Raw genomic sequence first — 25,427 nt, 5'->3', positions numbered from 1 at the left:
TTAATTTTAAGGAGTGAAATATGGGGAAATTAGCCGTCGTTTTAGGGGATGCCACTTCACATGGTGGCAAAGTCACATCTGCCTCATCGAGTTTCGATATATCCGGTAAAAATGCCGCACTTTTGAATGATACCGTCAGTTGTCCGAAGCACGGCACAAACAAAATTATTGAATGTGATATTTCTGCCTATGAAGAAAACGGGCGTGGAATTGTATTGCATGGCTGTAAAACACAGTGCGGTGCGAGCGTTATTGCAAGCATGCAGGATATGGAGGTTGGCTGATGGGATGGTCTTTGCCGGAGGTGCCAGAAAAAAAACCGGCGCCGGCCTGGTCACCGTGGATCTGTCTGTTGATTATTTTTCTCGGACTTTTCACTGGGCTGCTTGTTGCTGTACTGAAATCACCGACGACAGGATTACCTTCATTGAGAAGCGGGGCCTGGTTACCACTGACGGCACAGATAGTTGCGGGCATTTCGGCAGCCATCGCGGTTTATAGTCTCTGGTGGGAAGCGCTGGCAATCCGTGTCTGGAACTGGAATGAGTGGTGCCGAAATATGCGTCTGAAATGGCGCTTACGCGCACATCAGCATCTTGTCATTCTCAGTCATGTTTTCATCGCAGCAGATACTGGGTTGCTGTCTCGTCTTGCACATATAGATACACAAGAAGGGGACAGTACGGACACTCCGCCTTTGACGCTGTTGCCGGACGACCCCCTTACACCCGGTATTTCACGTTTTGAGCAGTTACTTTGTCATCTTATTGCTCAGATAACGCCTTCGATTCGGCGGCGATATCCTTCCGGCCCGCTTCAGATTATTGTTCAGACCAACGGTAGCGACAAAGAACGTGAATCTCAGTCATTCCATCGTATCTGGTCTGCAGGTTCTCCTCCCTGGAAAGCTGAGATTCATTTTCAGGACGCAAACTCATCCTTTGATGACTGGAATCAGTTTATGGGGACAGGAAAGCGCCCCGTACTCATATTGGCGATGCACTATCGGCTACCCGATGATGTTCTGTCTGAATTTGCCAGCGCGTTGTTTATGGTGCATCCGTCGATGCTAAGTCAAGGCGAAGGAAAAAATGCGTTACGGATTTTCCGACCAATGCCGCTCAACACCCGTGCGCTTGGAACGGAACTCAGTGAATTATGGGATATGGCCCTCACGCCTGCCAGCAAGAAACACCTTGTCTGGCATAGTGGACTGTCAGATGCGCCACGGCAGTCAGTGAGCTGGGTGCTGAATGAATTGTCGGTTCCTTTGTACGATAGCATTGGTACAGGCGGTGTCATTGACTATGACACCGCCTGTGTACGGTATGGCGGTCTTGCTGGCTGGGCAATGATTGGCGCTGCGGCTGAAATGGCTGCTTATGGGCCAGCCAGCCAGTGGCTTCTTCTCGAAGGTGAAGATGATGCCTGGGCAGTGACGCTCGGAAACAACGCTCCCGAAGTCGGGTATGATCTTTTCGTTATTCAGCCACCCTTTCCCGGAGGGTCTGTTCTGATGGCATTATTGCTCAATGCCGGGCTGTACAGCCTGATGATCCGCTACTTCCCTTCAACGGCATTCTCCTGGTCAGGGATCACTCTTCTTCTGCTGTCACTGATAGTGACATTGCCTGGGCTGGCCATTTTGCTGAGACGAATGACAGCCCGTCTTCAGCGCCCGGAATTTGTCAGGGCTGCACGACACACCGGAAAGGAATAACCGGCATGAAAAAGGTTTCAAAGCCACTGGGCGCTGGGCTACTCATCGTGGCCGTCCTGCTGATGATACTCTTTGTTTTTGCACAGACAACGCAGTTGCCCTCTGAGAGTGGTGACGATAATTTCTGGTATGTACTGGCAGGTTTCATCATCCTGACTGCCACATTATGCACCCTGGTCTTTTTTACGTTGTCCAGGCAACAAAATCCCTCTCCCGTTACGCCTGATGGTGAAAACAATCACAACGAAGAAATAGCGTCGGATCAAAATTATTTTGCAGCACTGAGCAAGCACCTCAGGAGACGTTACTCGCTCTTCTGGTGTCGTAGAACCCGCCTGCTGCTTGTCACCGGTGATGAGACGGCAATCGAACGGTTGGTTCCAGGTCTACAGGAAAGCCAGTGGCTTGAAGGTAACCGTACCGTTCTGATTTATGGTGGTAGCCTGACCGCTGAGCCCGATAAGGAAAAATACACCGCGCTGCGAAAACTGCGTCGCGGCCGCCCACTGGACGGTATTGTCCGCGTCATGCCTGCGTCGCTTAATCTGAGCCCACAAATCAGTGACAACGATTTACGTGGTCTGGAAAAAATCAGCGAACTGCTTGGTTATTCCGCTCCGGTTTGGCTGTGGCAACTTTGCGACAGCAACTGGTCGCAGGCGCAACGCATTGAGCAGGCGGTGGGGGCCTGTTTCCCTCCACGGGCGGGCGACGACGAGATAACTCGCCAGCTTGAAGCTTTGCTAAAGCCACTGCGAGAGCAGGGCGTGGGGCAGATGGTGGAAAATAACCGCCACGATTTTCTGCTGCGTTTGGGCCAGCATTTGCAGGCGGGGGGGATTGGTCGTTGGGTTCAGCAATTACACCCGTGGCTGCATTACGCACAACAGCGCGTTGTGCTGCGCGGGCTGATGTTCAGTTTGCCGTCATCGGCGAGGCAAACGGCGTCGGGTACTGAGTCGTTTATTCCGGAATCGCAGCGTCATTCCCTGACCTTGCCGGAGAGCTGGCAGGGTGTTGTCAGCGACTGCGCTCGCCTGCGCGGCCGTCGTGTGGGTATGCCGTGGGAGCAGACGCTCGCATGGTCATTGATGGCGGTTGTGGGACTGTGGGGCGCGGGGCTGCTGCTCTCTTTCGCGCTGAACTATAGCCAGATCGTCTCGGTTGCGGATAAAGCTCGCACGTTGGTTGATCATCCTTCCGTATCGGATTATCAACTGACAGCATTGCACGAACTGCGTAACGACGCCGGGCGTTTACAGCACCATATTGCGCAGGGCGCGCCGTGGTATCAGCGCTTTGGGCTTGATCATAATCAGCCGCTGTTAAATGCCATGCTGCCGTGGTACGGCGTGGCAAACAACCGCCTGATTCGCGACCCGGCTAACGTCGCGCTCACGGAAAAGCTAACGGCGCTGGTCAACTCGGCGCCGGGTAGCGATCGCCGCGCACATCTGGCAAAACCCGGTTATGACCAGCTGAAAGCCTGGCTAATGATGGCGCGCCCGGATAAAGCCGACGGCGGCTTTTATGCGCAGACAATGAAAACCGTGCAGCCAAAGCGGGTGGGAATCTCAACCGGCCTGTGGCAGAGCCTGTCACCGGATCTGTGGGCCTTCTACATCTCCGAACTGTCAAAGCAGCCGCAGTGGCAGATCACGCCTGATGCGGCTCTCGTCAGCGAAAGCCGTCAGGTGCTATTACAGCAAATAGGCCATCGCAACGCAGAAAGTACGCTGTATCAAAATATGCTGGCCTCCGTACGGCGTAATTTTGCCGATGTCTCACTTGAGGATATGACCAGCGGTACCGATGCCAGCCGTCTGTTTACCACGCATGAAGTGGTACCGGGGATGTTCACCCGTCAGGCGTGGGAAGGGGGGATACAGCAAGCGATTGATAAAGCGGCCAGTTCGCGCCGTGACGAGATTGACTGGGTGCTCAGTGATAGCCGCGGGACCGTCTCTGCCGATCTGTCGCCGGAAGCGCTAAAAGCGCGTCTGACCCAGCGTTACTTCACCGATTTTGCCGGCAGCTGGCTTAATTTTCTTAATAGCCTGCGCTGGAATGCGGCGAGCAGCATTGCGGACGTAACCGATCAGTTGACGCTGATGAGCGATGTGCGTCAGTCGCCGCTGATTGCACTGATGAATACCCTGGCCTGGCAGGGACAGACGGGGTTGCAGGGCGAGAAGCTGTCGGACTCGCTCATTCGCTCGGCAAAAGATCTTATCGGCAGCAAAGATAAACCCGTTATCGATCAAACCGCCGCCGGGCCTGAAGGGCCGCTGGAAGGCACATTCGGGCCTCTGTTATCGCTGATGGGCAAAAATAATGCCAGCAATGTGATGTCCGCCGACAGTTCGCTTAGCCTGCAAACCTACCTGACCCGCATCACGCGCGTTCGGCTCCGCCTGCAACAAATCGCCAGTGCGTCCGACCCACAGGAGATGATGCAAACCCTCGCCCAAACGGTGTTTCAGGGGAAAAGCGTTGACCTGACCGACACCCAGCAATATGGCAGCCTGGTCGCCGCAAGCCTGGGCGAAGAGTGGAGCGGATTCGGCAACACGCTGTTTGTACAACCGCTGACTCAAGCCTGGGAAACGGTGCTGCAACCGTCAGCCGCCAGCCTTAACGATCGCTGGAGTCGCTCCGTGGTGGCTAACTGGCGCACGGCTTTCAATGGCCGCTTCCCGTTCGCGGCGAGCAAAAGCGATGCCTCATTGCCGATGCTGGCCGAGTTTATCCGTCAGGACAGTGGCCGCATCGATCGCTTCCTGACCACACAGCTTAACGGCGTACTGCACAAAGAAGGCAACCAATGGGTGCCTGATAACGCACACAGCCAGGGGCTGAACTTTAACCCTGATTTCCTGCGCGCGGTGAACCAGCTCAGCCAGCTTGCCGATATTTTGTTTACCGACGGCAGCCAGGGGATCAGTTTTGAGCTACAGGCTCGCCCCGCTCCACAGGTGGTGGAAACGCAGCTCACCATTGACGGGCAGCCGCTTCGCTATTTCAACCAGATGGCGGAATGGCACGCTTTTCGCTGGCCGGGGGATACGTATAAGCCCGGCGCGATGCTGACCTGGACTTCAACCAATGCAGGCACCCGTCTGTTTGGTGATTACAGCGGAACCTGGGGCTTTATTCGCTGGCTCGAGCAGAGTAAACGTCAGCAGTTGGACAGCAGCCAATGGATGATGAGTTTTACGGCGCCGGATGGCCGCACGCTGCAGTGGGTATTACGCTCGCAGTTGGGTAAAGGTCCGTTGGCGCTGTTGGATCTGCGAGGCTTCACGCTGCCAGACAGAATATTTAGCGTGGATGCCTCTGCCATCGCAGCGGCACAAACTGATGGAGCGGGAGTGGAATAATGGCGACATTACAAAGCGTGCTTCAGGCAAGCGGTGCGGATGAGAGCGCTTTACTGAGCAGCGCGCGCCTACGTAGCGCCGACTGGGAACGCTGGCTGATACCGATTAGCGACGCCCAGCCCACCGGTGAAGATCCGGGGTATGACGATGACTTCCAGCGTATTCGTGAAGAGGTGAACAAACTTTCCGGCATTGATACATCCCTGATTTGCGAACTGGCGGAAAAATTGCTGACTGACACCTGTAAAGATCTGCGCGTCATTACTTTCTATATTTGGGCGCGTTTGCATCAGGACGGTGAGTCAGGCCTGGCGCAGGGTATTGAGCTTTTAGCCGCCATGCTGGCGCGTTTTGGCACGGGTTTGCATCCGCATCGTGAGCGGAGCCGGACCATCGCGCTTGAATGGCTCGCCAGCAGCCGGATGACTGATAGCCTGTCGTTGTACCCGGAAGTGGACACCGCCGTTATGCAGCGTATCGTCGGCGGTCTGCTGCTGGCGGAACAGGCGCTTCGGTCGTTTGGCGATACGGCGCAACCCAATCTCGGCGGGCTGTATCAGGCGTTGGACAATCGCCTGGAGCAAAATGGTGGGGCGAACAGCCTGGTTCCGCAAACCAGCCGGGAGGAGGGGGCGTCGACGGTATCCGCGCCATCGGCCCCGGTCATGAGTGCCATCACCTCGGGGCGCGATCTGCTCGACCAGGCCAAAGTGCTGGCGAAATACCTTCGCGACCAGCCAGACGGCTGGCTTGCCGGGCACCATCTGATGAAAAGCGTTCGCTGGGATACGCTGACGGCGCTGCCGCCGCTGGATGCCAGTGGTCGCACCCGTCTGGCGCCGCCAAAGCCGGACAACAAAGCGCATCTCAAACGCTTATATCTGCAAAAGAGCTGGTCAGAGTTGCTGGAACATACTGATGTTCTGTTTGCGCAGGGGGTGAATCACCTGTGGTTGGACGTGCAGTGGTACGCTTGGCAGGCGCTGATAAAACTGGATAACGACAACGTGCGGGCCGATATTCTTTGCCGCGATCTCAAAGGCCTGCTCTCCCGTTTGCCGGGGCTGGATGCGCTGGCGTTCAGCGACGGCACGCCGTTTGGTGATGAAGTGACGCTGAACTGGATCAACGACAGCGTGCACGATGATATCGCCGAGTGGAAAGAGGGGCCGGTGACTACCGCCACGTCAGGCAATGATGACGTGCTGATGCTGGAGCCGGAAGTGTTAGCTAAAGCCGATGCCGACGGCATTGAAGCGGCGCTCAACTGGCTTCAAATCCAACCGGGGTATACCTCTTCTCGTGACCAATGGCTAATGCGCTTACTGATGGCGAGGGTGAGCGAACAGTACGGTAAGAGTGAATTAGCGCTGCATTTGCTCGGTGAACTGGATGATCGTGCTCGCACGCTGACCCTTGAAAAATGGACGCCGGAGCTGCTCTTCGAGGTCAAAGCCCGCCGTTTAAAGCTGCTGCGTAACAAGGCTGGCCGCAACGAGGCTGATAAAGCCCGCTTGCTGCCTGAAATGGACACGCTGCTTTCCGGCCTGATTGAGTTGGATCCCGCCCGCGCCGCCGTGCTGTGTAGTTGATAACCTGACGAAAAAATCATTATGGATGACTTAACCCTGCGTTACTACGACGCCGAAATGCGCTACCTGCTGGAAGCTGGCGAAGAGTTTGCCCGCGCTCACCCCGAGCAGGCGGCCATGCTCAATCTTGATAAAGCGGGCGCGCGCGACCCTTACGTTGAGCGCCTGTTTGAAGGCTTTGCCTTTTTGATGGGCCGTCTTCGAGAGAAGCTTGATGACGATCTGCCAGAGCTGACCGAAGGGCTGGTCAGCCTGTTATGGCCGCATTACCTGCGCACCATTCCTTCGATGTCGGTAGTGGAATTCACGCCCGACTGGCGCGAGATGAAAGAGCCGATGCGCATCGTCAAAGGCTTCGAGGTGCTTTCCCGGCCAATAGGCGAGAAAGGCACACGCTGTCGCTATACCACCACCCAGGAAAGGCTGCTTCAGCCGCTCTCCCTTGAGCAGGCCCGGCTGAGTACCGATGCCGAGGGCCGTTCGGTGGTCACGCTACGCTTTCATTGTAGCGACCTGGCGGACTGGAGCCGTATCGACCTTCGCCGCCTTCCGCTCTATTTTAATGCCGATGCGCCGCTGGCCTGCGCGATGCACGAAGCGTTCACCATGAACGTCGCGCGGATGTGGCTGCGAATGCCCGGCGAGGTTGACGCCAGGCCGCTGGACGCGCATTTTGCCGCGCTGGGATTCGGGGATGACGACATTCTCTGGCCGAAGGGCAACAGCAGCTTCAGTGGCTATCAGCTGCTGCTGGAATATTTCACCTTCCGCGAGAAATTTATGTTTGCCGGGCTGCGTGGGCTGGAGAGCGTCGCATTTCCCGCCGCGCTCCCCTGGTTTGAAATCGACGTGGTGCTGAGCGAACGCTGGGAGCATGACTTTAGCTTTACCGAAAAGCATCTGCGCCTGAACTGCGTACCGGTGATTAACCTGTTTCCGTTGGAGTCCGACCCGCTGACGCTAAATGGTCTCCAGACCGAATATATGCTGCGTCCGATGCGCGTACAGGATGGCCATACCGAGATCTACGCGGTGGATTCGGTGATGTCATCGAGCCAGCACCGCTATGTGCCGTTTTCAAGTTTTCGCCATAAAGGGGGAATGATGCGTCATGAAGCCCCGGAATATTACTATCACACCCGCGTGCGCCGTGGCCCATCCGGGCTGCATAACACCTGGCTTATCCTTGGCGGAGAGGCGTTTGATAACCACACGGTGCCGGAGGATGAAAGCCTGTCGCTGACGCTCACCGGCACCAACGGTCAGTTGCCTCGCCGGGCGCTGCAAAGCACCGTGCTTGATACAGTGATGAAAACCACTTCGGCCAGCATCGCCGTACGCAACCTGTGCGCCCCAACGCTACCTTGTTATCCCCCGGCCCAGGACCGTTTTCACTGGCGCGTGTTGAGCCATCTTGGCAGCGGTTTTTTGTCGATGATGGACAACGCGGACGTACTGCGCGGCACGCTGGCGTTGTATGAGTGGACAGACAGCGAGATGAATCGCCGTCGTCTGGAGGCCATCATCGATGTTAAGCACAGTGAAACCGAGCGTTTTGAGCAGGGCTATCTGGTGCGCGGCGTTCAGATAGAAGTCACTCTCGATAGCCATGGTTTTGCCGGGCGAGGAGACATCTGTCTGTTCGGCGAAATGCTCAGTCGCTTCTTCGCGCTCTATACCGACATCTACCTGTTTAACCGCCTGATCATCATTCTGCAACCGACCGGAGAGCGTCTGGAATGGGAAGAGAAGCACAACCGCCGCATTCCCGGCTAAACCCACGGCTGGAAGCCGACCTGTATCGCATCAACTTTTACCGTTTCTGTCAGCTACTGGAAAAACGTCAGCCGGGAAAACCCTTATTGGGTTCGACCAGCCATCCCGCCGACGACCCGGTGCGTTTTGCGCCGCATTCAGACATGGGCTTTCCGGCCAGTGAACTGAAGGCGATTGAATATGACGAGAACGATGACAGCAGGCCGCCGGTGGTGCGCACCACTTTCATGGGGCTGTACGGTGTCGATTCGCCGCTTCCCACCGCCTACCTTGATGACATCACCCAGCGGCGGGAAGGGCACGAAGCGTTGCAGGGATTTCTCGATATTTTCAGCCACCGTATCCTGACGCAGTTTTACCGTATCTGGCGCAAATATTCCTACCCGGCCACGTTTGAACCTGGGGGGACCGACAGCATTTCGCAGTCGCTGCTGGGGCTGGTCGGGCTGGGGATCCCCGGGACGGCAAAGCAGATTGCCACGCCGGTATCACGCTTTCTGGCGCTGCTGGGCGTGCTGCGTCAGCCGGGTAAAACCCAGGAGGGGATACAGGCGCTGGTCAGCCTGTTGGCTCCGGATACTTGTGTCAAAGTCAGCCCATACTGCCTGCGTCCCGTGGCGGTCAGCCAGCCTTTAGGGTTTTACGATGATGAGGATTTTTTGCTGGATGGCAATACGCCGCTGGGTGATGAAGCGATGGATGCCAGCAGCCAGCTTCTGATCGCACTGGCAACCGACAATCAACAGGAAACCCAGGGCTGGAAACCCGACGGCCTGCTGTATCAGGATTTTCTCATCATGCTGAGGGTATATCTGGGCTGGCGCTTTAAAGCCAAAATCACGCTAACGACCCAGACCCGTCTGCTGACCGCGCCACCGTTGGGCGAGGGGCCTTTCTGGCTGGGGATGAATGGCGTACTGGGCGCTGATGAAGAACCTTTGTCAGACGATATTCCAAATGCGTTCACCACAGAACTGGGCTATTACACCGGCCTTCAGCCGGCAACACCACAACAAGGAAACCGACGTGTTACGTACAAGTTTGAATAAATCTACACGCTGGCTGTTACCCGTGCTGGCAATCATCCTCTCCGGCTGCGGCCTGACCCAGAGCGTCAGCGATGGCACCAAATCGGCCTTTAGCGCGGTGTTTTATAAAAAGATAAAAGTGCTGCATCTGGATTTCACCGCGCGTGAAGCCCTGAATATTGATGCGCGCGAGAATAACTCGTTGTCTGAATCGGTGGTGGTGCGAATTTATCAGCTTAAAGATATCAAGACCTTTGAGCGGAGTGTCTATCAGCAGCTATTAAATGACGGCGAAACGACGCTGGGCGCGGATTTACTGGCCACTCGCGATGTGGTGGTGAAACCCGGCGGCGATGCGCTGCTGAATATGCCGATGGAAGAAGAGGCGAAATATGTGGCGGTGGTGGGGTTGTTCCGCCATCCGGATATGCACACAAACAGCTGGAAGCTGACCATTGACCGTGAAGCGCTCGACCCGGACAAAGCGCGGGTGATTGAAGCCGGCAATAACCAACTGATGTTATTGCCGCTTAAGGATAAATAATGCCTCAGTCCCATAAATCGCCCTCGCTGTATGAGATGCTCTCCGGTCATTTCGCCGGGGGGCTTGAGCTTCATCGGGTTAGCGAGGAAAACCAGGTCATTTTGTCCGTACTCGATAACATGCAGCGTATTCTCAACTGCCGAGCCGGTACGCTGGCGCACCTGCCTGACTATGGCCTACCTGACATGACTAAAATCCTCCAGGGAATGCCCGGCACCGCGCATGAACTGATGGGCACGCTGTCTGCCGTCCTGCTCAAGTATGAGCCACGGCTAAAAAAAATCACCGTTGTCCTGTTGGAACAGAACGTCCCCGGAGAACTGCGTTATGCGATTGATGCTGAATTAAAAGGGGTGGGTCTGGTGCGCTATGGCACCGAATTTATGCCTGAAGGGCGGGTGCTGATCAGACATTTTAAACAGCAGCAGTATCTCGATGACACAAACAGAATCTGAGCCACCTTTAACCATCTCGCGCTGACGGCTGCAACGTCATCAAGACGTGAAGCCGCAGCATTTCTTCTCTTCTCTTTTGCTCACGACGTCAAATGGACAACCGGTCATGAATGACACCCCCGCGCGTAAAATTAAAACCGGCGGCGACCCGCGGACGCTGCCGGACTATGCACTCCTTCGCGATGAACTTAACAAGCTGACCCATCCCGCCCGTCCGGACGTGAACTGGCGGTATGTCGAAAAACTCTGCCTCTCCCTGTTTGAGCAGAACGGCGTGGAGCTGCAAACGGCAGCCTGGTACACGCTTGCGCGTACCCATCTTGCCGGGCTGAACGGTCTGAACGAAGGGCTGGGGATCCTTGAGGCATTGATAAGCCATCAGTGGGGCGCGATTTGGCCTCAGGCGATTGCCGCCAGAGTGGATATTCTTAACAGCCTCAGCCAGCGATTACAGCAGCTCATGCGGACGTGGTCGCTGAAGGGCGGCGATCTCAAGGCGCTCTATCTGGCAGAGCAGCGGCTCTCACATCTTGGTGCGGTGCTAGAGGAGCGGGAGCTAAAGCATCTAAGCCAGTTGGATACTTTGCGTAACCTGATCCATAACGGTGCCGTGCGTCTGGAAAACGCCGATGACTCGTCTCTGAAAGTAGAAGATGTGGGGGAAAACGCGCCGCAAAGTGCAGATAAGTGGGTGTATGTGGTTGAGTCACAACGCCAGCCGAATGTTGACGTCTCGGTCGCCGTGGCGGCGCCGAGGCAAAAGTGGACATTCTTCGCCGCCGGAATGGGCACCATGCTGGTGGTTAGCCTGGCGACGGCGTATGGCTGGCACGCTCTGCACCGACCGGACCCGCAGTTGGCCCGGCTTGATGCTACCCTGGCCCCGCTGCCTCAGCCGCTGTCGGCGGCGCAGCTTCAAGCCCTGAAACCGCCTGCGTCTGCGGCTCAGTCCTATATCAACGCCACTCAACGTCAGCTGGCGCATCTGGAACGGCTCTCTCCTGACTGGACGCTAACCTACAGCCGTCAGTTGCTGGAACAGGCGCAGACGCTGTGGCCTGAGCAGGCAACCCCATTGCAAAGCCAGTGGCAGAGGCAGATCAAAGCCTCTGCGCTGCCGACAGAAAAATTAAACGGCTGGCATCAGGGCATGACAACGCTCCAAAAACTGAGCGATCGGCTGAATGGACTTGATGAGCAGAAGGGCAAATACATGACTGTTAGCGAGCTGAAATCAGTGGTTTTTTCCACCATGCAGTCCTTTAATCAATCCATACCGGTCGAAGAGCAACTGCGTGTTTTGTCACAATATACGGCTGGTGAACCTTTACCTGAAGCTGCCCGGTCTCAACTTGAAATGCATCTGAAGCAACTGATCGCTCGATATACGATGCTGGTTCAGCCTGAAATGTATCGCATCAATGAAAATAACATTAAGGAATAGTAGAGGGCGGAACGCTGTTTACCAGGGATTTTTAGCGAGTTCGGCAGACGCCAGGAGAGGGGGATATGGTGTCCCCTGCAGGAATCGAATAAGTGTTTTATTTATTGATATCATTGTCTTTATAAACTAGATGTTTGCTGGGTACCATCATGCGATTGTGAGCGACGTAATTTTGCGTGTCGCGGAAATAGAACCTGGGAAAGTGACCTGCATTGAATTAACACCCTGCCTTTTAATGCGCTGGCATCCCATCGGTTTTGTTTGTGAACTGTTACTATAGTCATATCGAACAACAGAAGATGGCAGAGGGAACATGGCGAGTCATCATTGGCTGGACCAAATGACAGAATGCTTGAAAGAAGCGCGAAATAAACATGACGACCTCAACAAAAAAGATGCTGTTGAGTTTAACGTCTTTCGGTACGTCACTCCTGACGAAAATGGTCTTTCACGCATCATTGCAGATTTGCTAAACGTGCATGATGTTCATGGCCAGCAAGGCCTCTTTCTAAGTAGCTTTCTGGAAATGATTGGAAGAGGGGCGTGGGATGCGACCTCTTGTAGGTTTGTACAGTGTGAACAGCAAACCGATGCTCTGGGGACTAAACGTCGAATTGATATCGTCGTACAGGGGGAACGATGGACTTTAGGGATAGAGAACAAACCCAGTGCTGCCGATCAACCTAACCAGGTTTTTGACTATCTACTCGAGCTAAGGAAGCGGCGCAGCGTACTGAACGAAACTCTGCTGATTTACCTGACTCCTGAAGGGAGCAGGCCAAGCCTGATTAGTATTGATGAGCACCAATGTGATGTAGCACTTCGGTCCGGTGAACTGGTCCTCTTGTCTTATCAAAGCATCGTTACGTGGCTTGATGGGTTATGCAAAAATGATGCGATACCTTATCGTATGCGAGTCTTTTTATTTGATTTGCAGCGTTTTATTTCGGCGAATGTGCTGAATTGTAGGGAGGGGAAGGTCGTGGATGTGTTGTTAGGCAAAATCTTTAGTGACGAATCAACACTGGATACAACGTTAAGCTTATTGAGCCTGCAAAATAGCATTTATCAAACTCTGACTAAAAAAGCGACTGCAGATTTGATACCACCGGTAGGTTGGGAAGTGTGTCGAAAATTATATCCAAATTACGGGATCGGATTGCGGCCGCCTGAGGCCATTGGCTGGCACTACTGCATCGAGCCTGCCAAAGGATGTTATCAGGATTGGAGTTACGGTATTAAGCTTGATAGCGCGTTGCTCCCTACTGAATCAGCCTTGCTGGCTGCACAACGACTCAAAATAGATTTCCCTACGGGGGCAAAATCCAGCGCTTGGTGGCCTTGGTGGCGAAGCTTTAATGGATATCTGCCGTATGACCTTGATCCCATTGAATACAGGGATTGGCTCACGAGTAATCGTGCCTGGCTTGATATGAACAATGGCGAGTTTTCCAGGCGCTGTGTCGATTTGTTTATTCGGTTACATGAGTCGGTGCGCTGTGGAAGTAGTTCTAACATGTAAGGCCTTTTCATCTGACAACTTAAAACCTTATTTCAGGTCATTACGTGACGTACTCATCTGTGTGAAATCAGAGTTAACCCAATATCGTGGAGTGTTGTGCTATGGCTGGCGTTAACAAAACTCATCTGACTGAAACGGACATCATCACCAAATTCATCCTTCCTGCCGTTAAAGACGCTGGCTGGGATGACTTGTCACAGATACGTCAGGAAGTGAAACTCCGCGATGGTAAAGCGATTGTACGCGGTAAGCTGGCTGCACGCCTGTCAGTGAAATCAGCAGACATTGTGCTTTACGACAAACCGGGATTACCGCTTGCAGTCATCGAGGCGAAAACCAATAAGCATGAGGTAGGCAAGGGTATGCAGCAGAGTCTGGATTACGTTCGCCTGCTCGACGTGCCTCTTGTCTTTGCTTCAAATGGTGATGGTTTTGTCTTTCACGACAAAACGAATCCCGCACAGCTTGAACCTGAAATTACACTCAACGATTTCCCAACGCCGGGGCAGCTATGGAATAAATACTGCGTCTGTAAAGGTTTTACCACCGAGAAATTGCCTGTCATTAGTCAGGATTACCACAACGACAGCGCTGGGAACCAGCAACAAATTAGTAATATTGTGTTGCCTCTTCGTCCTGTATGTGAACAAGGAAAGATAATTGAAATTACTAATAATTTATTAGTGTTAATTAGTATCCTCAAAACCCACCTGCAATCTGCCCAGCAAACCCAGCTCCATCTAGCGGATGCGCTCACTGACGCAGCATTAAACTAAGGAACAGACGATGCCGGTTCATCATGCAATCTGGCGGATAGGGGAGAATCCCCAGCCGCTAACCATCAGCAAAATCGCCAGCGAGCAAATGTTGGAGAAGATGATTTTAAACGACGCCACTATTCTCTCTGACCAGTGGATGATTATTGGGCATCAGGAAAATACGCTTGATAAAGGGCGAATCGATCTACTGGCGATTGCGCCGGATGCCTCGCTGATCCTGATTGAGCTTAAGCGCGACCGCACGCCGCGTGAAGTCGTTGCTCAGGCGCTGGATTACGCCTCCTGGGTGGATGATTTAACCGCCGACCGCCTGTCGCAGATTTATGAAAAATTTTCTGGTGGCGGAAATCTAGGTGAGGCATTTAAGCAGCGTTTTAATGCCGAACTGGAAGAAGAGTCGCTCAATCAGTCGCATCAAATCATTATCGTGGCGGCAGAGCTGGATCCCTCCACCGAGCGTATCGTTGATTATCTGAGCAAGAACGGCATCTCGATTAACGTGCTGTTCTTTAAAGTGTTCCAGCACGGTGACGAACAGTTCTTAAGCCGAGCCTGGCTTATTGATCCGAGCGAAACACAAACCAATGCCGCACAGGCCACGGCCACCAGTGCCAATGCGAAGGAACCCTGGAACGGTGAGTTTTATGTCTCGTTTGGCGATCCAGAAAGTCGCGTCTGGGAAGAGGCGCGCCGCTACGGGTTTATTAGCGCAGGGGGAGGGAGTTGGTACAGTCAGACTTTAAAGCAGCTTCAGCCTGGTAATCGCATCTGGGTGAAAATTCCGGCAACAGGTTATGTCGGCGTAGGGATTGTGCAGAGCTCCGTTGAGCCTGCCAGTAGCTTCACCATTAACACGGAACACGGCGAAAAGCTGGCGATGGATGTACTCAGATTTGGTGACGGATATCGCGAAAACGCCGACGACCCTGACAAATCAGAATATTTTGTCCCCGTGAAATGGCTGGAAACCCGCAGTGAACAAGACGCGGTGAATGAGGTCGGTTTCTTCGGCAATCAGAACACGGTCTGCAAGCCCACCACGCTGAAATGGCGTCATACGGTGGATAAGCTAAAACGTATTTTTTTGCGTTGGGACGCTGAACGGGCAGAGTAAGAGAGGCTGGAATGAAGTCTGTTAACGATAAAGTATTAAAACTCGCTTTCCAGGGAGAATGGAAAACGCTTTTGCCCATTTTTCGTGATTATCCTCATCTGGTCAATCTTTCCAGTGAACCTAAAGGCTATACCCCGTTGCATCAGGCTGCATGGCATGGGGCCAATTTGTCGGTGATAGGGGAACTGTTATCTCTTGGGGCCGACAGAAGTGTGACAACGAACACTAAGCGGCAGACGGCTTATGACATCGTGGTTGAAAAGCACAACAGACCTGAGTTGGAGTTTCTTCTCTTCCCACAAAAAGCGACCCTCGCGCAAATTATCAGAAAAGTCGTTGCCACTGAGCAGCAATTGTTCACTGATTATGATGGCAACCAAATTCTGGTCGATAAAATGATTTCGGCTTTTGGTGCTGAGCAATGTCCTGATGATCTTAACGAACTGGATGCCAGGTTAAGTCATCTCTTTTTTGCGTTGACTGGTAAAGCGATATCAACGTCTGAAGCCATTCACTTTGATGTAGCTGACGGTTTTACATTCACGGTAGAGGCTGATTTTTTCAGGCTGATATTTTTCCCGTTGGTGCATAATGTTTCGGCAAAAAAGATTAGCATTCCGGAACGCGAATGGGCTGTTGTATCAGACTTGTTTGACCCGGCGCCATCTCAATGGGGATCGCGTGGGAGCCTCTTCTTATGGCTGGAGATGCGCAAGGCTCTATGTCAGGTGAGTATCCCAGAAGATGAAGACGAGTTGGCAAATATCATTGCGGCGGCATTCCATGCATTGACTGGAAGATCATTAACTCATCGGGTAGGGGAAGATGAGTTTTTTGTAGAACGGTTTAGCCGTGGTGGCGGATCTTCAGGCTATGTTTCCTCCTTAAATTGGCTGAATAATGTCATCCCCCAGTTGCAAAAAAGACTGACCTGGATGCAGACGGTTTGGTTAACCTCACCTCGTGAGGCTTAGTGCTTTTTTTATTAAGTGCTGAAGTTGGTTTTGTTGTTTTAGGCGGTTATCTCATCGCTGTAAATTTGCAGCATTTACTGATTTTTTGAATCGTTTGAGAGAAAATTATGAACACAGCAGAATTAGGGCAGTTAGCGGTATTACACAAATTAACCAGTCTTGGGGCCAGAAATGTTGTCGTTCAAAAGGAAGGCAATAAGTCATTCATCCTATTTGAGGCCCCCAACGGTAAAACGTGCAAAGTGACGACTCGTTCGAAAAAAGCTGGAACATGGCAAACCACGACCAACTATGCTGCCCAATGTACACTTGATAAAAAAGATAATGCGTTTTGGGTGTTTGTTGATCTCGGACGAGAGCCGAATACTTTCTATATCACGCCGCTGTCGTGGATCAGGAATGATATTTATGAGGCTCATTTGGCGTATCTGGATAAACATGGTGGGCACCGTGCGCAGAATGATGAGTCGACGCATCATTCTATTTCGGTAAAACGCATTGCTGGCTGGAAAAATGCTTGGGGAGAAATGGGGTTGAGTAAGTCTGTAAATGATTCTGCATAACTAGCATCACCTGAAAGGTGATGTTGAGCAGCTATCAGCCACTTGTAAACTGAAATCGGTGTGGCCATTTTTCAAAGCCGTCACATCTCATCTGACTTTTACTGATAGTAAGCAGAGTAATATTGGTTCCGTTGGTTTAGTCGGTTCAATGCCCGCCAGATCTTTAATCGGCATATCGGCTGAGCTATAGGGGAACGGTGCAAACCGGCTGAATCCACAGGAATTCAAAACTTGTAAAGCAGTTGCCATACCTTCTTCCCACAAGCAGGAACATAGAGATAAAGTCCGTTCCCGTTCAGTAGGCGAAAAGGCCTATCCTTTGGTTTGCTGCGTCGATCTGCTTGATGGTTAGCATGGGTAAAATGGTTTTACTCGTTTTTATCCGCGGAAGTATGCGGCTGTCAACGTTCTATAACGAACTATTGCGAACTGTGATTTTACAGAGTGCTTGCTGTGTAAAGGATTCTGCGAACTTGAGCGGAGAGCGGCGAACTGAGAAGAAGTGTCCCCTGCAGGAATCGAACCTGCAACTAGCCCTTAGGAGGGGCTCGTTATATCCATTTAACTAAGGGGACGAAGCGGCACGAGTATAGCGTTTTTTGCTCATCCGGGTAAGAGCGGTGCCGCTTGACTGCTCAAACAGTCGCCATTCAGAGCTGTTTTTCCTCACGTTTCTGCTTTTTGGCCTCTTGTTCCGCTTTTAAACGAGCCTCTTCTTTGCGTTTATTGCTCATGTCGTTGCGAATTTGCGCGTGACTCATTAAGGCAAAGATAAACGTGCCGCCGAAAATATTGCCCGCCAGCGTGGGAAGCGCGAAGGGCCAGATAAAGTCACTCCAGTGCAGCGTGCCGTTGAAAACCAGATAGAGTATTTCTACGGAGCCCACCACAATATGGGTGGTGTCGCTAAGTGCGATCAGCCAGGTCATCAGGATGATAACCACGATTTTAGCCGCGCCGGCTGCGGGAAACATCCACACCATGGTCGCAATAAGCCAGCCGGAGATAATGGCGTTGGCGAACATCTCCGTTGGGCTGTTTTTCATAACGTCGAGGCCTATCTTAATAAAGGCGTCCCGGGTCTCTTCTTTAAAGATAGGCATATACTCAAACGCCCAGGCGGCAAGACCGGTGCCGATCAGGTTGCCGAGCAGGACCACGCCCCACAGGCGCATAAGCAAGCCGACGTTACCCAGCGTCAGATTTTGCATGACCGGCAGGACAGCGGTGACGGTATTTTCGGTAAACAGCTGCTGGCGCGCCATAATGACGATGATAAAACCGAAGGTGTAGCCGAGGTTTTCGAGTAAATAACCGCCCGGTACGCCGTCCAGTTCGACATGAAAAATCCCTTTGGCGACCAACGACGCGCCCATCGATAACCCTGCGGCGATTGCCGACCACAGCAGTGCCATCGCGTCGCGCTCCATCTCTTTTTCGCCTTCCTGACGAATATGTTCATGAATTGCCATGGCACGAGAGGGGAGCCGGTCCTCATCGATTTCGATTTTTTCCCCGCTAAGCTTCTCTTCGCTTTCCACCTTGATGTCATCCATCATAATGTTCCTGAATAAAGAGGCGTATTGCTAAAGCGTAGCGGCTGCTGGCTTAATGGGCGGTGGATATATTCTGAAAGTGCAAAAATGGTAATATTTGTTTTTTTCTCGCCGTTAGAATATAAGCGCCACGGCGTGCTCTTTACCAGGCTATGATCAGATCAATAAAATTGGCTATATAGACATCGTCGGCGTGCTGTTACAATCACTTACACCTAAACAGGCGGATACGATTAAGGTCCGTCATGGATGGCAATCAGTGATAGCCATAATCACCAGGGAGACATTTATGAAGCTTCGCCTGTCGGCGCTTGCGCTCGGAACAACACTGCTGGTGGGCTGTGCAAGTTCCGGAACAGAACAGCAGGGGCGTTCTGACCCGTTTGAAGGTTTTAACCGTACGATGTACAGCTTCAACTTTGACGTGCTGGATCCGTACATTGTTCGCCCGGTCGCCGTCGCGTGGCGTGACTACGTTCCGCAGCCCGCGCGTAATGGCCTTGGCAACTTTACCAGCAACCTGGAAGAGCCGGCCATTATGGTTAACTCTTTCCTGCAAGGCGACCCGTACACGGGGATGGTTCACTTCACCCGCTTCTTCCTGAACACCATTCTGGGGATGGGCGGCTTTATTGACGTCGCCGGTATGGCAAACCCGAAACTGCAGCGCGTGCAACCGCACCGTTTCGGCAGCACGCTGGGGCACTATGGCGTAGGTTATGGCCCGTATTTGCAGCTTCCGTTCTACGGCAGCTTCACGCTGCGTGACGAAGGCGGCGACATGGTCGACACCACTTATCCGGTGCTCTCCTGGCTGACCTGGCCGATGTCTATCGGCAAGTGGATGGTTGAAGGCGTAGAGACGCGCGCTCAGCTTCTCGACTCCGACGGGCTGCTACGTCAGTCTTCCGACCCGTACATTATGGTGCGTGAAGCCTACTTCCAGCAGCACGACTTTATCGCTAACGGCGGCAAGCTGAAGCCGGAAGAGAACCCGAATGCGCAGGCGATTGAGGGCGATCTGAAGGACATCGATTCCGAGTAACGAATCGGCGGTAATAAAAAAGGGTGAACAGATGTTCACCCTTTTTTTATGTCGACAATCTATCAGAAGCGATAGTTGAAGTTAGTACCGAACAGCCACGCTTTACCTTCAGATTTGAAGGTGTAATCGCCTTCCTGTACGGTAACGCTCTGTCCGTGCATATAAGACGCACCAACGTCGATAGACGCATCGTCGTTAAACGCGTAGGTGGTACCGGCGCTCAGCCAGAAACGGTCCTGATCCGGGATGGAGATGGAACGATGGTTGGCCGGAACCGGACTATCATCGAACGCAATACCGGCACGGAAGGTCCAGGTTTTGTCGTAGTAATAGGTGGTACCCAGCGCGATACGGTAGGCGTCTTTAAAGCTTTCGTCTTTATAGAACAGCTCCTGACCGTTTGAACCCGTTGCTTTCAGCTCCTGGAACTGGCTCCAACTGGTGTACGCGATGCTATAGTGAATCGCCCACTGCGGGTCGACGCGGTTATAACCGGAAACTTCCCACATTTCAGGCAGGTTCAGGGTCAGAGAACCATTGATCGTGCGGCCATCTGTGCCGTACGGCAAACCTGTAATGCCACGAGCGGCGAAAATCTGGTTCCCGCGGCTGGTGATTGAGCTTTTGTAATCGCCGTCAAAGTCGATTTTGACTTCAGAGCGATAGGTCAGGCCCCAACGGTTGTTTTTGTCCAGTTCATACAGGATCCCTGCGTTCCAGCCGTAGCCCCATTCATCACCCTTCAGATGGGCGACCTGAGAGTCCGGGCCAGTGATGCCGACGGCCTGGCCAGTTGCGCCAGGGAACAGCAAGCTGGTTTCACCGGCATAGCGTTCAATTTTGGCTTTTGCGTAAACCGCGTCAAAGCCCAGGCCGAAGCTCCAGTTACTGCTCAGACGGTAGGCGCCGCTCAGGTTCAGGTTAGCGGTTTGCAGGTCGGTTTTACCGCCGTACATGCCAGCCGCATAATTATCGTTGAATTCCGTTGCCAGACCGTAGTTAGAGGTCACTGATGCCCCCCAACCAAACTGCTCGTTAATCGGCATAACGAAGTGTACGTTAGGTACCCATGCCGTTGGCGCAATGTTATCAGCGTCGGTGCTTCTACCTGTCAGAGGTGATTTACCGCTAATGTTAACATCAGGATCAATATAAACCGCACCGGCAGAAAACGTCGGGCGATCGAACATCATAATTAATGCCGGGTTACGGCTGGCGTTACCCGCGTCATCGGCGATAGCGCCTTCACCAGAATAGGCACGGCCCAGACCAGAGGACGAAAATTCATTAAGCTGGAAGCCCGCTGACCAGGCTTGGGTTGAAACAAGTGCCACTGCGACAGCAAGAGCGGACTTCGTGTAACGGGTTTTCTGGCTCATGACCATAACCTCATTGAGTTATTTTTATACAAACAATGTTACATGTAGTAACAGAAGCGCGAAGTGTAGGGGCTGGACTACGACAGAGAAATCAGACCAGTGACGAGAGTATAGGTCTGACCAGCTGGTATGTTGCAATATTGTTTATTAGATTTTTCTAAGATGTTGTTTGAAACGAGATCTGGTTGGCAAAAATGCGGGTTTGGTCATAGCGTCGGAATGCCGGAATTTGTTTTAGATCATTTTTAATTGTGATTTCGGTCACTTATCGCCTTGGATCACATTCTCGACTGGAGACGCACAAAGGGCGGGCGTAAAATAGGCGCATAGTTTATCTGGCACCCTGAGTGCACCAAACAGAGGAAATCTACGATGAGTAAATGTAGTGCTGATGAAACTCCGGTATGCTGCTGCATGGACGTTGGTACCATTATGGACAACTCCGACTGCACCGCATCTTACAGCCGCGTGTTCGCCAACCGCGCAGACGCGGAAGAGACGCTGGCGGCGCTGACTGAAAAGGCGCGCGGCGTAGAATCCGAACCGTGCAAAATCACCGCCGACTTTAAAGACGTTGAAGGCGGCGTGCAGCTGGATATCGACTTTGTCTTTGCCTGCGAAGCAGAAACTCTGATTTTCCAGTTGGGCCTGCGTTAATCGCCCCTGCAAACCACTTGTCTATTAACGCCCCCGTTGCTGATGCAATGGGGGCGTTTTCTTTTCTGCTCATTGTGTTTTAGCTCGCATTTTTTCCTCTCCCTGATTGGCTAAGTGTAAAAAATTAGTTAAGAATGTTATCAGGTCAGACCACTTGGTCGATTTCCGATAACAGGGGAGAGTTATGAGTCAGGCGTTACCACTAATCACCCGCCAGGGCGATCGCATTGCCATTGTCAGTGGGTTACGAACCCCTTTTGCCCGACAGGCGACGGCTTTTCACGGTATACCTGCCGTTGATTTAGGCAAAATGGTGGTGGGTGAAATGCTGGCGCGCAGCGAAATTCCCCCCGACGTTATTGAACAGCTTGTTTTTGGCCAGGTTGTGCAGATGCCGGCCGCGCCCAATATTGCCCGAGAGATTGTTCTCGGCACTGGGATGAACGTGCATACCGACGCCTACAGCGTCAGCCGCGCCTGCGCCACCAGCTTTCAGGCGGTGGCAAACGTAGCGGAAAGTCTGATGGCGGGGACCATTCGCGCGGGTATCGCCGGTGGGGCCGATTCCTCTTCTGTCCTGCCGATTGGCGTCAGTAAAAAGTTGGCCCGTACGCTGGTTGATGCCAACAAAGCCCGTACCCTTGGGCAGAAGTTGAAACTTTTTTCTCAGCTGCGTCTGCGCGATCTGCTGCCGGTACCGCCTGCGGTGGCAGAGTATTCCACCGGGCTGCGTATGGGGGACACCGCCGAGCAGATGGCTAAAACCTACGGCATTACCCGCGAACAGCAGGATGCGTTGGCAAACCGGTCGCACCAACTGGCCGCGCAGGCCTGGGCGGCGGGTAAACTGACAGATGAAGTGATGACCGCCTACGTGCCTCCCTACCGCAATCCGTTGGAACAGGACAACAATATTCGCGCCAACTCTACGCTGGCGGATTACGCCAAACTGCGTCCGGCGTTCGACCGCCAGCATGGCACCGTCACGGCGGCCAACAGTACGCCATTAACCGACGGCGCGGCGGCGGTGATTCTGATGACGGAATCGCGTGCGAAAGAGCTGGGGCTGACGCCGCTGGGTTATCTGCGTAGCTACGCCTTTACCGCTATTGATGTCTGGCAGGATATGCTGCTGGGGCCGGCATGGTCTACGCCGCTGGCGCTGGATCGCGCAGGGCTAACTTTCTCCGACCTGACGCTGATTGATATGCACGAAGCCTTTGCTGCGCAAACACTGGCGAACATTCAGTGCCTGGCCAGCGAAAAATTTGCTCGCGAGGTGCTGGGGCGCAGCCAGGCAACCGGCGAAATTGAAGAGAGCAAATTTAACGTACTGGGCGGCTCCATCGCCTACGGACATCCGTTTGCGGCAACCGGCGCGCGTATGATCACCCAAACGCTCAATGAGCTGCACCGTCGCGGTGGCGGCTTCGGGTTAGTCACTGCCTGTGCGGCTGGTGGATTAGGCGCGGCGATGGTTCTGGAGGCTGAATAATGGACGCGATGAAATCGGCATTTACCTTCACCGTACGCCCGGACAATGTGGCGGTCGTCACGATCGACGTTCCTGATGAAAAGATGAATACCCTGAAAGCGGAGTTTGGCGGTCAGGTGCGCGCCATCCTCAAACAAATTCGGGACAACAAAACGTTGCAGGGCGTGGTATTTATCTCCGCCAAGCCCGACAACTTTATTGCCGGGGCCGACATTAATATGATTGGCCGCTGTCAAAGCGCCCAGCAAGCCGAGTCGCTGGCGCGTCAGGGGCAGCAGGTGATGGCGGAAATTCAAAGCCTGTCGATTCCGGTGGTGGCGGCGATTCACGGGGCTTGCCTTGGCGGCGGTCTCGAGCTGGCGCTGGCCTGCCATGCGCGCATCTGTTCCGACGATGGGCGGACGGTGTTGGGGCTACCGGAAGTGCAGTTGGGTCTGCTGCCGGGGTCCGGCGGCACTCAGCGGTTACCGCGTTTGATTGGCGTCAGTACCGCGCTGGACATGATTTTGACCGGCAAACAGCTTCGCGCACGTCAGGCGCTGAAAGTGGGGCTGGTGGATGAGGTTGTGCCGCGTTCGATTTTGCTCGACGCCGCTGCGGAATATGCGCGTAAAGCGCATCATGAACATCGCCGTCTGTCGGTGCGCGATCGTATTCTGGCGGGTCCGTTGGGGCGTCATCTGCTGTTCAGCATGGCGGCAAAGAAAACCGCGCAGAAGACGCAGGGCAACTATCCGGCAACGGATAAAATCCTCAAGGTGATTGAAACCGGGCTGGCGCACGGCGCCAGCAGCGGCTACGAGGCGGAAGCTCGCGCCTTTGGCGAGCTGGCGATGACGCCGCAGTCACGTGCGCTGCGCAGTATTTTCTTTGCCAGTACGGATATCAAAAAAGATCCTGGCGCCAGCGTTGCGCCTGGCCCGCTGGGCTCGGTCGGTGTATTGGGCGGTGGCCTGATGGGCGGCGGTATTGCCTACGTTACCGCCATTAAGGGCAAGCTGCCGGTACGTATTAAGGATATCAACGCCAACGGGATCAACCATGCGTTGAAATACAGCTGGGATCAACTGGAGCAAAAAGTACGTCGTCGCCATCTGAAACCTGCCGAGCGCGACGCGCAGTTAGCGCTGATTTCCGGTAGCCTCGACTACCGTGGATTTGCGCATCGTGACCTCGTGATTGAGGCGGTTTTTGAAGACCTCGCGCTCAAGCAGAAGATGGTGGGTGAGGTTGAACACTATTGTGCTCCTCACACTATTTTTGCTTCAAATACTTCTTCTTTGCCCATTGGCGATATTGCTGCTCAGGCACAGCGCCCTGAACAGGTGATTGGTTTACACTTTTTCAGCCCGGTAGAGAAAATGCCTCTTGTGGAGGTTATCCCGCATGCGGGGACGTCTGAACAGACGATCGCAACGACCGTTAAGCTCGCGAAGAAACAGGGTAAAACGCCGATTGTGGTCGCCGATAAAGCCGGATTCTACGTAAACCGTATTCTCGCCCCGTACATCGCCGAAGCCATGCGCATGCTTGTTGACGGTGAGCGTGTGGAAGACATTGATAATGCATTGGTTAAATTTGGTTTCCCGGTTGGGCCCATTCAGCTACTGGATGAAGTGGGTATCGATACGGGCACGAAAATTCTCCCTGTGCTGGAAGCGGCCTACGGCGAACGTTTTAGCGCCCCTGCAACGTTGATTCAGGCAATTTTGAATGACGATCGCAAAGGCAGAAAAAATGGCCGTGGTTTCTATCTTTATGGTGTAAAAGGGCGTAAAAGCAAGAAACAGGTGGATACCGCGGTCTACGCCCTCGCGGGCATGTCGGCGCGTAACGCCCGCTGCTCGGCAGAGCAGATTGCCGAACGTTGCGTGATGCTGATGCTTAATGAGGCGGCACGCTGTGTTGATGAAGGCATCATCCGTAGCGCGCGCGATGGCGACATCGGCGCGGTGTTTGGTATTGGTTTCCCACCGTTCCTCGGTGGCCCGCTCCGCTATATGGATTCGCTTGGCGCGGGTGAAGTGGTTGCCAGACTGCAACGACTGGCCGGTCTGTATGGCCCGCGCTTTGCGCCGTGCGATGCGCTTTTACAGCGGGCGGAGCGGGGAGAGACCTTTTGGCCCAGGGATGAACAGATTCCATGAATGGCTGTCAAAGTAGGTGAACCCTGATGAATCGCAAGGTTTCTGGCTATTTTGTAAACAGATGTTGACTATACTTACGCCAGTAAGGTAAAAATCAGCGTTTCATTCAGTGAATGGATAAGGCACAATGCCCGGCTACCGCGTCACCCTCAGGGTGACGCTGGTGCTTCTGGTTAACAAAAGCGGTGCAATATGCAAGTGTTTATTATGCGTCACGGCGACGCTGCCCTCGATGCAGCCAGTGACTCGGTTCGTCC

19 protein-coding genes, 1 tRNA gene and 3 pseudogenes are annotated in these 25,427 nt (G+C 53.5%); 19 read left to right on the top strand and 4 right to left on the bottom strand.

Annotated features, from left to right (window positions below):
- Positions 1-20: 20 nt before the first annotated feature.
- The 14 genes and pseudogenes from ACW14G_RS14930 (at position 21) to ACW14G_RS14865 (ending at position 16,891) form a co-directional block, all read left to right on the top strand.
- Complete coding sequence (locus ACW14G_RS14930; RefSeq protein ID WP_419057127.1) at positions 21-284, top strand: PAAR domain-containing protein; 264 nt, start codon at positions 21-23, stop codon at positions 282-284.
- Entirely contained in the window at positions 284-1,720 is a 1,437-nt protein-coding gene (locus ACW14G_RS14925) for a hypothetical protein (RefSeq protein WP_419057128.1), read from the top strand. The genes ACW14G_RS14930 and ACW14G_RS14925 overlap by 1 nt, the downstream gene beginning before the upstream one ends.
- 5 nt (positions 1,721-1,725) lie before the next feature.
- A complete protein-coding gene (locus tag ACW14G_RS14920; protein WP_419057129.1) occupies positions 1,726-5,100 on the top strand; it encodes an ImcF-related family protein in 3,375 nt (1,124 codons plus the stop codon).
- On the top strand, positions 5,100-6,692 hold the full coding sequence (tssA, locus tag ACW14G_RS14915) for a type VI secretion system protein TssA (protein WP_249022947.1): 1,593 nt from the start codon (positions 5,100-5,102) through the stop codon (positions 6,690-6,692). Before ACW14G_RS14920 ends, tssA begins: the two co-directional genes overlap by 1 nt.
- A gap of 21 nt (positions 6,693-6,713) precedes the next feature.
- Positions 6,714-8,468, top strand: a complete 1,755-nt coding sequence (gene tssF, locus ACW14G_RS14910; RefSeq protein ID WP_249022948.1) for a type VI secretion system baseplate subunit TssF — start codon at positions 6,714-6,716, stop codon at positions 8,466-8,468.
- Complete coding sequence (gene tssG / locus ACW14G_RS14905; protein WP_249022949.1) at positions 8,432-9,517, top strand: type VI secretion system baseplate subunit TssG; 1,086 nt, start codon at positions 8,432-8,434, stop codon at positions 9,515-9,517. The genes tssF and tssG overlap by 37 nt, the downstream gene beginning before the upstream one ends.
- Positions 9,495-10,040 carry a type VI secretion system lipoprotein TssJ gene (gene tssJ, locus ACW14G_RS14900; RefSeq protein ID WP_249022950.1) on the top strand — a complete coding sequence of 182 codons (546 nt, stop codon included), beginning with the start codon at positions 9,495-9,497 and terminating at the stop codon, positions 10,038-10,040. Before tssG ends, tssJ begins: the two co-directional genes overlap by 23 nt.
- A complete protein-coding gene (gene tssE / locus ACW14G_RS14895) occupies positions 10,040-10,495 on the top strand; it encodes a type VI secretion system baseplate subunit TssE (protein ID WP_167575320.1) in 456 nt (151 codons plus the stop codon). Before tssJ ends, tssE begins: the two co-directional genes overlap by 1 nt.
- 106 nt (positions 10,496-10,601) lie before the next feature.
- Positions 10,602-11,939: a VasL domain-containing protein gene (locus ACW14G_RS14890; RefSeq protein WP_249022951.1), complete on the top strand. Its 1,338-nt coding sequence runs from the start codon at positions 10,602-10,604 to the stop codon at positions 11,937-11,939.
- A gap of 313 nt (positions 11,940-12,252) precedes the next feature.
- A complete protein-coding gene (locus ACW14G_RS14885) occupies positions 12,253-13,461 on the top strand; it encodes a PDDEXK-like family protein (protein WP_419057130.1) in 1,209 nt (402 codons plus the stop codon).
- A gap of 101 nt (positions 13,462-13,562) precedes the next feature.
- Positions 13,563-14,057: pseudogene (locus tag ACW14G_RS14880) on the top strand (type I restriction endonuclease); the annotation flags it as partial.
- A 190-nt stretch (positions 14,058-14,247) separates the two neighbouring features.
- Positions 14,248-15,354 (top strand): nuclease, encoded by a 1,107-nt coding sequence (locus ACW14G_RS14875; RefSeq protein ID WP_419057131.1) that lies wholly within the window; start codon positions 14,248-14,250, stop codon positions 15,352-15,354.
- An 11-nt stretch (positions 15,355-15,365) separates the two neighbouring features.
- A complete protein-coding gene (locus ACW14G_RS14870) occupies positions 15,366-16,328 on the top strand; it encodes an ankyrin repeat domain-containing protein (RefSeq protein WP_419057132.1) in 963 nt (320 codons plus the stop codon).
- A 107-nt stretch (positions 16,329-16,435) separates the two neighbouring features.
- On the top strand, positions 16,436-16,891 hold the full coding sequence (locus ACW14G_RS14865; protein WP_419057133.1) for a hypothetical protein: 456 nt from the start codon (positions 16,436-16,438) through the stop codon (positions 16,889-16,891).
- A gap of 230 nt (positions 16,892-17,121) precedes the next feature.
- Here ACW14G_RS14865 and ACW14G_RS14860 read toward each other — a convergent pair.
- The 3 genes and pseudogenes from ACW14G_RS14860 to ACW14G_RS14850 all read right to left on the bottom strand — a co-directional run.
- Positions 17,122-17,246 (bottom strand): annotated as a pseudogene (locus ACW14G_RS14860) (integrase arm-type DNA-binding domain-containing protein); the annotation flags it as partial.
- A gap of 148 nt (positions 17,247-17,394) precedes the next feature.
- A tRNA-Arg gene (locus ACW14G_RS14855) sits at positions 17,395-17,466 on the bottom strand.
- A 75-nt stretch (positions 17,467-17,541) separates the two neighbouring features.
- Positions 17,542-18,450: a formate/nitrite transporter family protein gene (locus tag ACW14G_RS14850; protein WP_167575322.1), complete on the bottom strand. Its 909-nt coding sequence runs from the start codon at positions 18,448-18,450 to the stop codon at positions 17,542-17,544.
- Between the two features lie 286 nt (positions 18,451-18,736).
- Here ACW14G_RS14850 and mlaA point away from each other — a divergent pair, with 286 nt between their 5' ends.
- Complete coding sequence (gene mlaA / locus ACW14G_RS14845) at positions 18,737-19,492, top strand: phospholipid-binding lipoprotein MlaA (RefSeq protein ID WP_065355832.1); 756 nt, start codon at positions 18,737-18,739, stop codon at positions 19,490-19,492.
- Positions 19,493-19,554: 62 nt separating this feature from the next.
- Here the strand turns inward: mlaA and fadL are convergent, their stop codons facing one another.
- Complete coding sequence (gene fadL, locus ACW14G_RS14840) at positions 19,555-20,871, bottom strand: long-chain fatty acid transporter FadL (protein ID WP_419058589.1); 1,317 nt, start codon at positions 20,869-20,871, stop codon at positions 19,555-19,557.
- A gap of 372 nt (positions 20,872-21,243) precedes the next feature.
- Here fadL and ACW14G_RS14835 point away from each other — a divergent pair, with 372 nt between their 5' ends.
- The 4 genes and pseudogenes from ACW14G_RS14835 to ACW14G_RS14820 all read left to right on the top strand — a co-directional run.
- Positions 21,244-21,528 carry a YfcZ/YiiS family protein gene (locus ACW14G_RS14835; RefSeq protein WP_163448765.1) on the top strand — a complete coding sequence of 95 codons (285 nt, stop codon included), beginning with the start codon at positions 21,244-21,246 and terminating at the stop codon, positions 21,526-21,528.
- Positions 21,529-21,712: 184 nt separating this feature from the next.
- Positions 21,713-23,023 (top strand): acetyl-CoA C-acyltransferase FadI, encoded by a 1,311-nt coding sequence (gene fadI / locus ACW14G_RS14830; RefSeq protein WP_249022953.1) that lies wholly within the window; start codon positions 21,713-21,715, stop codon positions 23,021-23,023.
- A gap of 8 nt (positions 23,024-23,031) precedes the next feature.
- Complete coding sequence (fadJ, locus tag ACW14G_RS14825) at positions 23,032-25,170, top strand: fatty acid oxidation complex subunit alpha FadJ (protein ID WP_163448769.1); 2,139 nt, start codon at positions 23,032-23,034, stop codon at positions 25,168-25,170.
- A gap of 192 nt (positions 25,171-25,362) precedes the next feature.
- Positions 25,363-25,427 (top strand): annotated as a pseudogene (locus ACW14G_RS14820) (phosphohistidine phosphatase SixA); the annotation flags it as partial.

The sequence above is a fragment of the Kluyvera sp. genome (assembly GCF_965301105.1).
This window is presented reverse-complemented; position numbering and strand designations above follow the sequence as displayed.

What these genes read in the sequence shown, in the direction of transcription:
- ACW14G_RS14930 (WP_419057127.1), top strand. Translation starts at nt 21, where the DNA reads ATGGGGAAATTAGCCGTCGTTTTAGGGGATGCCACTTCACATGGTGGC.
- ACW14G_RS14925 (WP_419057128.1), top strand. Translation starts at nt 284, where the DNA reads ATGGGATGGTCTTTGCCGGAGGTGCCAGAAAAAAAACCGGCGCCGGCC.
- ACW14G_RS14920 (WP_419057129.1), top strand. Translation starts at nt 1,726, where the DNA reads ATGAAAAAGGTTTCAAAGCCACTGGGCGCTGGGCTACTCATCGTGGCC.
- tssA (WP_249022947.1), top strand. Translation starts at nt 5,100, where the DNA reads ATGGCGACATTACAAAGCGTGCTTCAGGCAAGCGGTGCGGATGAGAGC.
- tssF (WP_249022948.1), top strand. Translation starts at nt 6,714, where the DNA reads ATGGATGACTTAACCCTGCGTTACTACGACGCCGAAATGCGCTACCTG.
- tssG (WP_249022949.1), top strand. Translation starts at nt 8,432, where the DNA reads ATGGGAAGAGAAGCACAACCGCCGCATTCCCGGCTAAACCCACGGCTG.
- tssE (WP_167575320.1), top strand. Translation starts at nt 10,040, where the DNA reads ATGCCTCAGTCCCATAAATCGCCCTCGCTGTATGAGATGCTCTCCGGT.
- ACW14G_RS14890 (WP_249022951.1), top strand. Translation starts at nt 10,602, where the DNA reads ATGAATGACACCCCCGCGCGTAAAATTAAAACCGGCGGCGACCCGCGG.
- ACW14G_RS14885 (WP_419057130.1), top strand. Translation starts at nt 12,253, where the DNA reads ATGGCGAGTCATCATTGGCTGGACCAAATGACAGAATGCTTGAAAGAA.
- ACW14G_RS14875 (WP_419057131.1), top strand. Translation starts at nt 14,248, where the DNA reads ATGCCGGTTCATCATGCAATCTGGCGGATAGGGGAGAATCCCCAGCCG.
- ACW14G_RS14870 (WP_419057132.1), top strand. Translation starts at nt 15,366, where the DNA reads ATGAAGTCTGTTAACGATAAAGTATTAAAACTCGCTTTCCAGGGAGAA.
- ACW14G_RS14865 (WP_419057133.1), top strand. Translation starts at nt 16,436, where the DNA reads ATGAACACAGCAGAATTAGGGCAGTTAGCGGTATTACACAAATTAACC.
- ACW14G_RS14850 (WP_167575322.1), bottom strand. Translation starts at nt 18,450, where the DNA reads ATGATGGATGACATCAAGGTGGAAAGCGAAGAGAAGCTTAGCGGGGAA.
- mlaA (WP_065355832.1), top strand. Translation starts at nt 18,737, where the DNA reads ATGAAGCTTCGCCTGTCGGCGCTTGCGCTCGGAACAACACTGCTGGTG.
- fadL (WP_419058589.1), bottom strand. Translation starts at nt 20,871, where the DNA reads ATGAGCCAGAAAACCCGTTACACGAAGTCCGCTCTTGCTGTCGCAGTG.
- ACW14G_RS14835 (WP_163448765.1), top strand. Translation starts at nt 21,244, where the DNA reads ATGAGTAAATGTAGTGCTGATGAAACTCCGGTATGCTGCTGCATGGAC.
- fadI (WP_249022953.1), top strand. Translation starts at nt 21,713, where the DNA reads ATGAGTCAGGCGTTACCACTAATCACCCGCCAGGGCGATCGCATTGCC.
- fadJ (WP_163448769.1), top strand. Translation starts at nt 23,032, where the DNA reads ATGAAATCGGCATTTACCTTCACCGTACGCCCGGACAATGTGGCGGTC.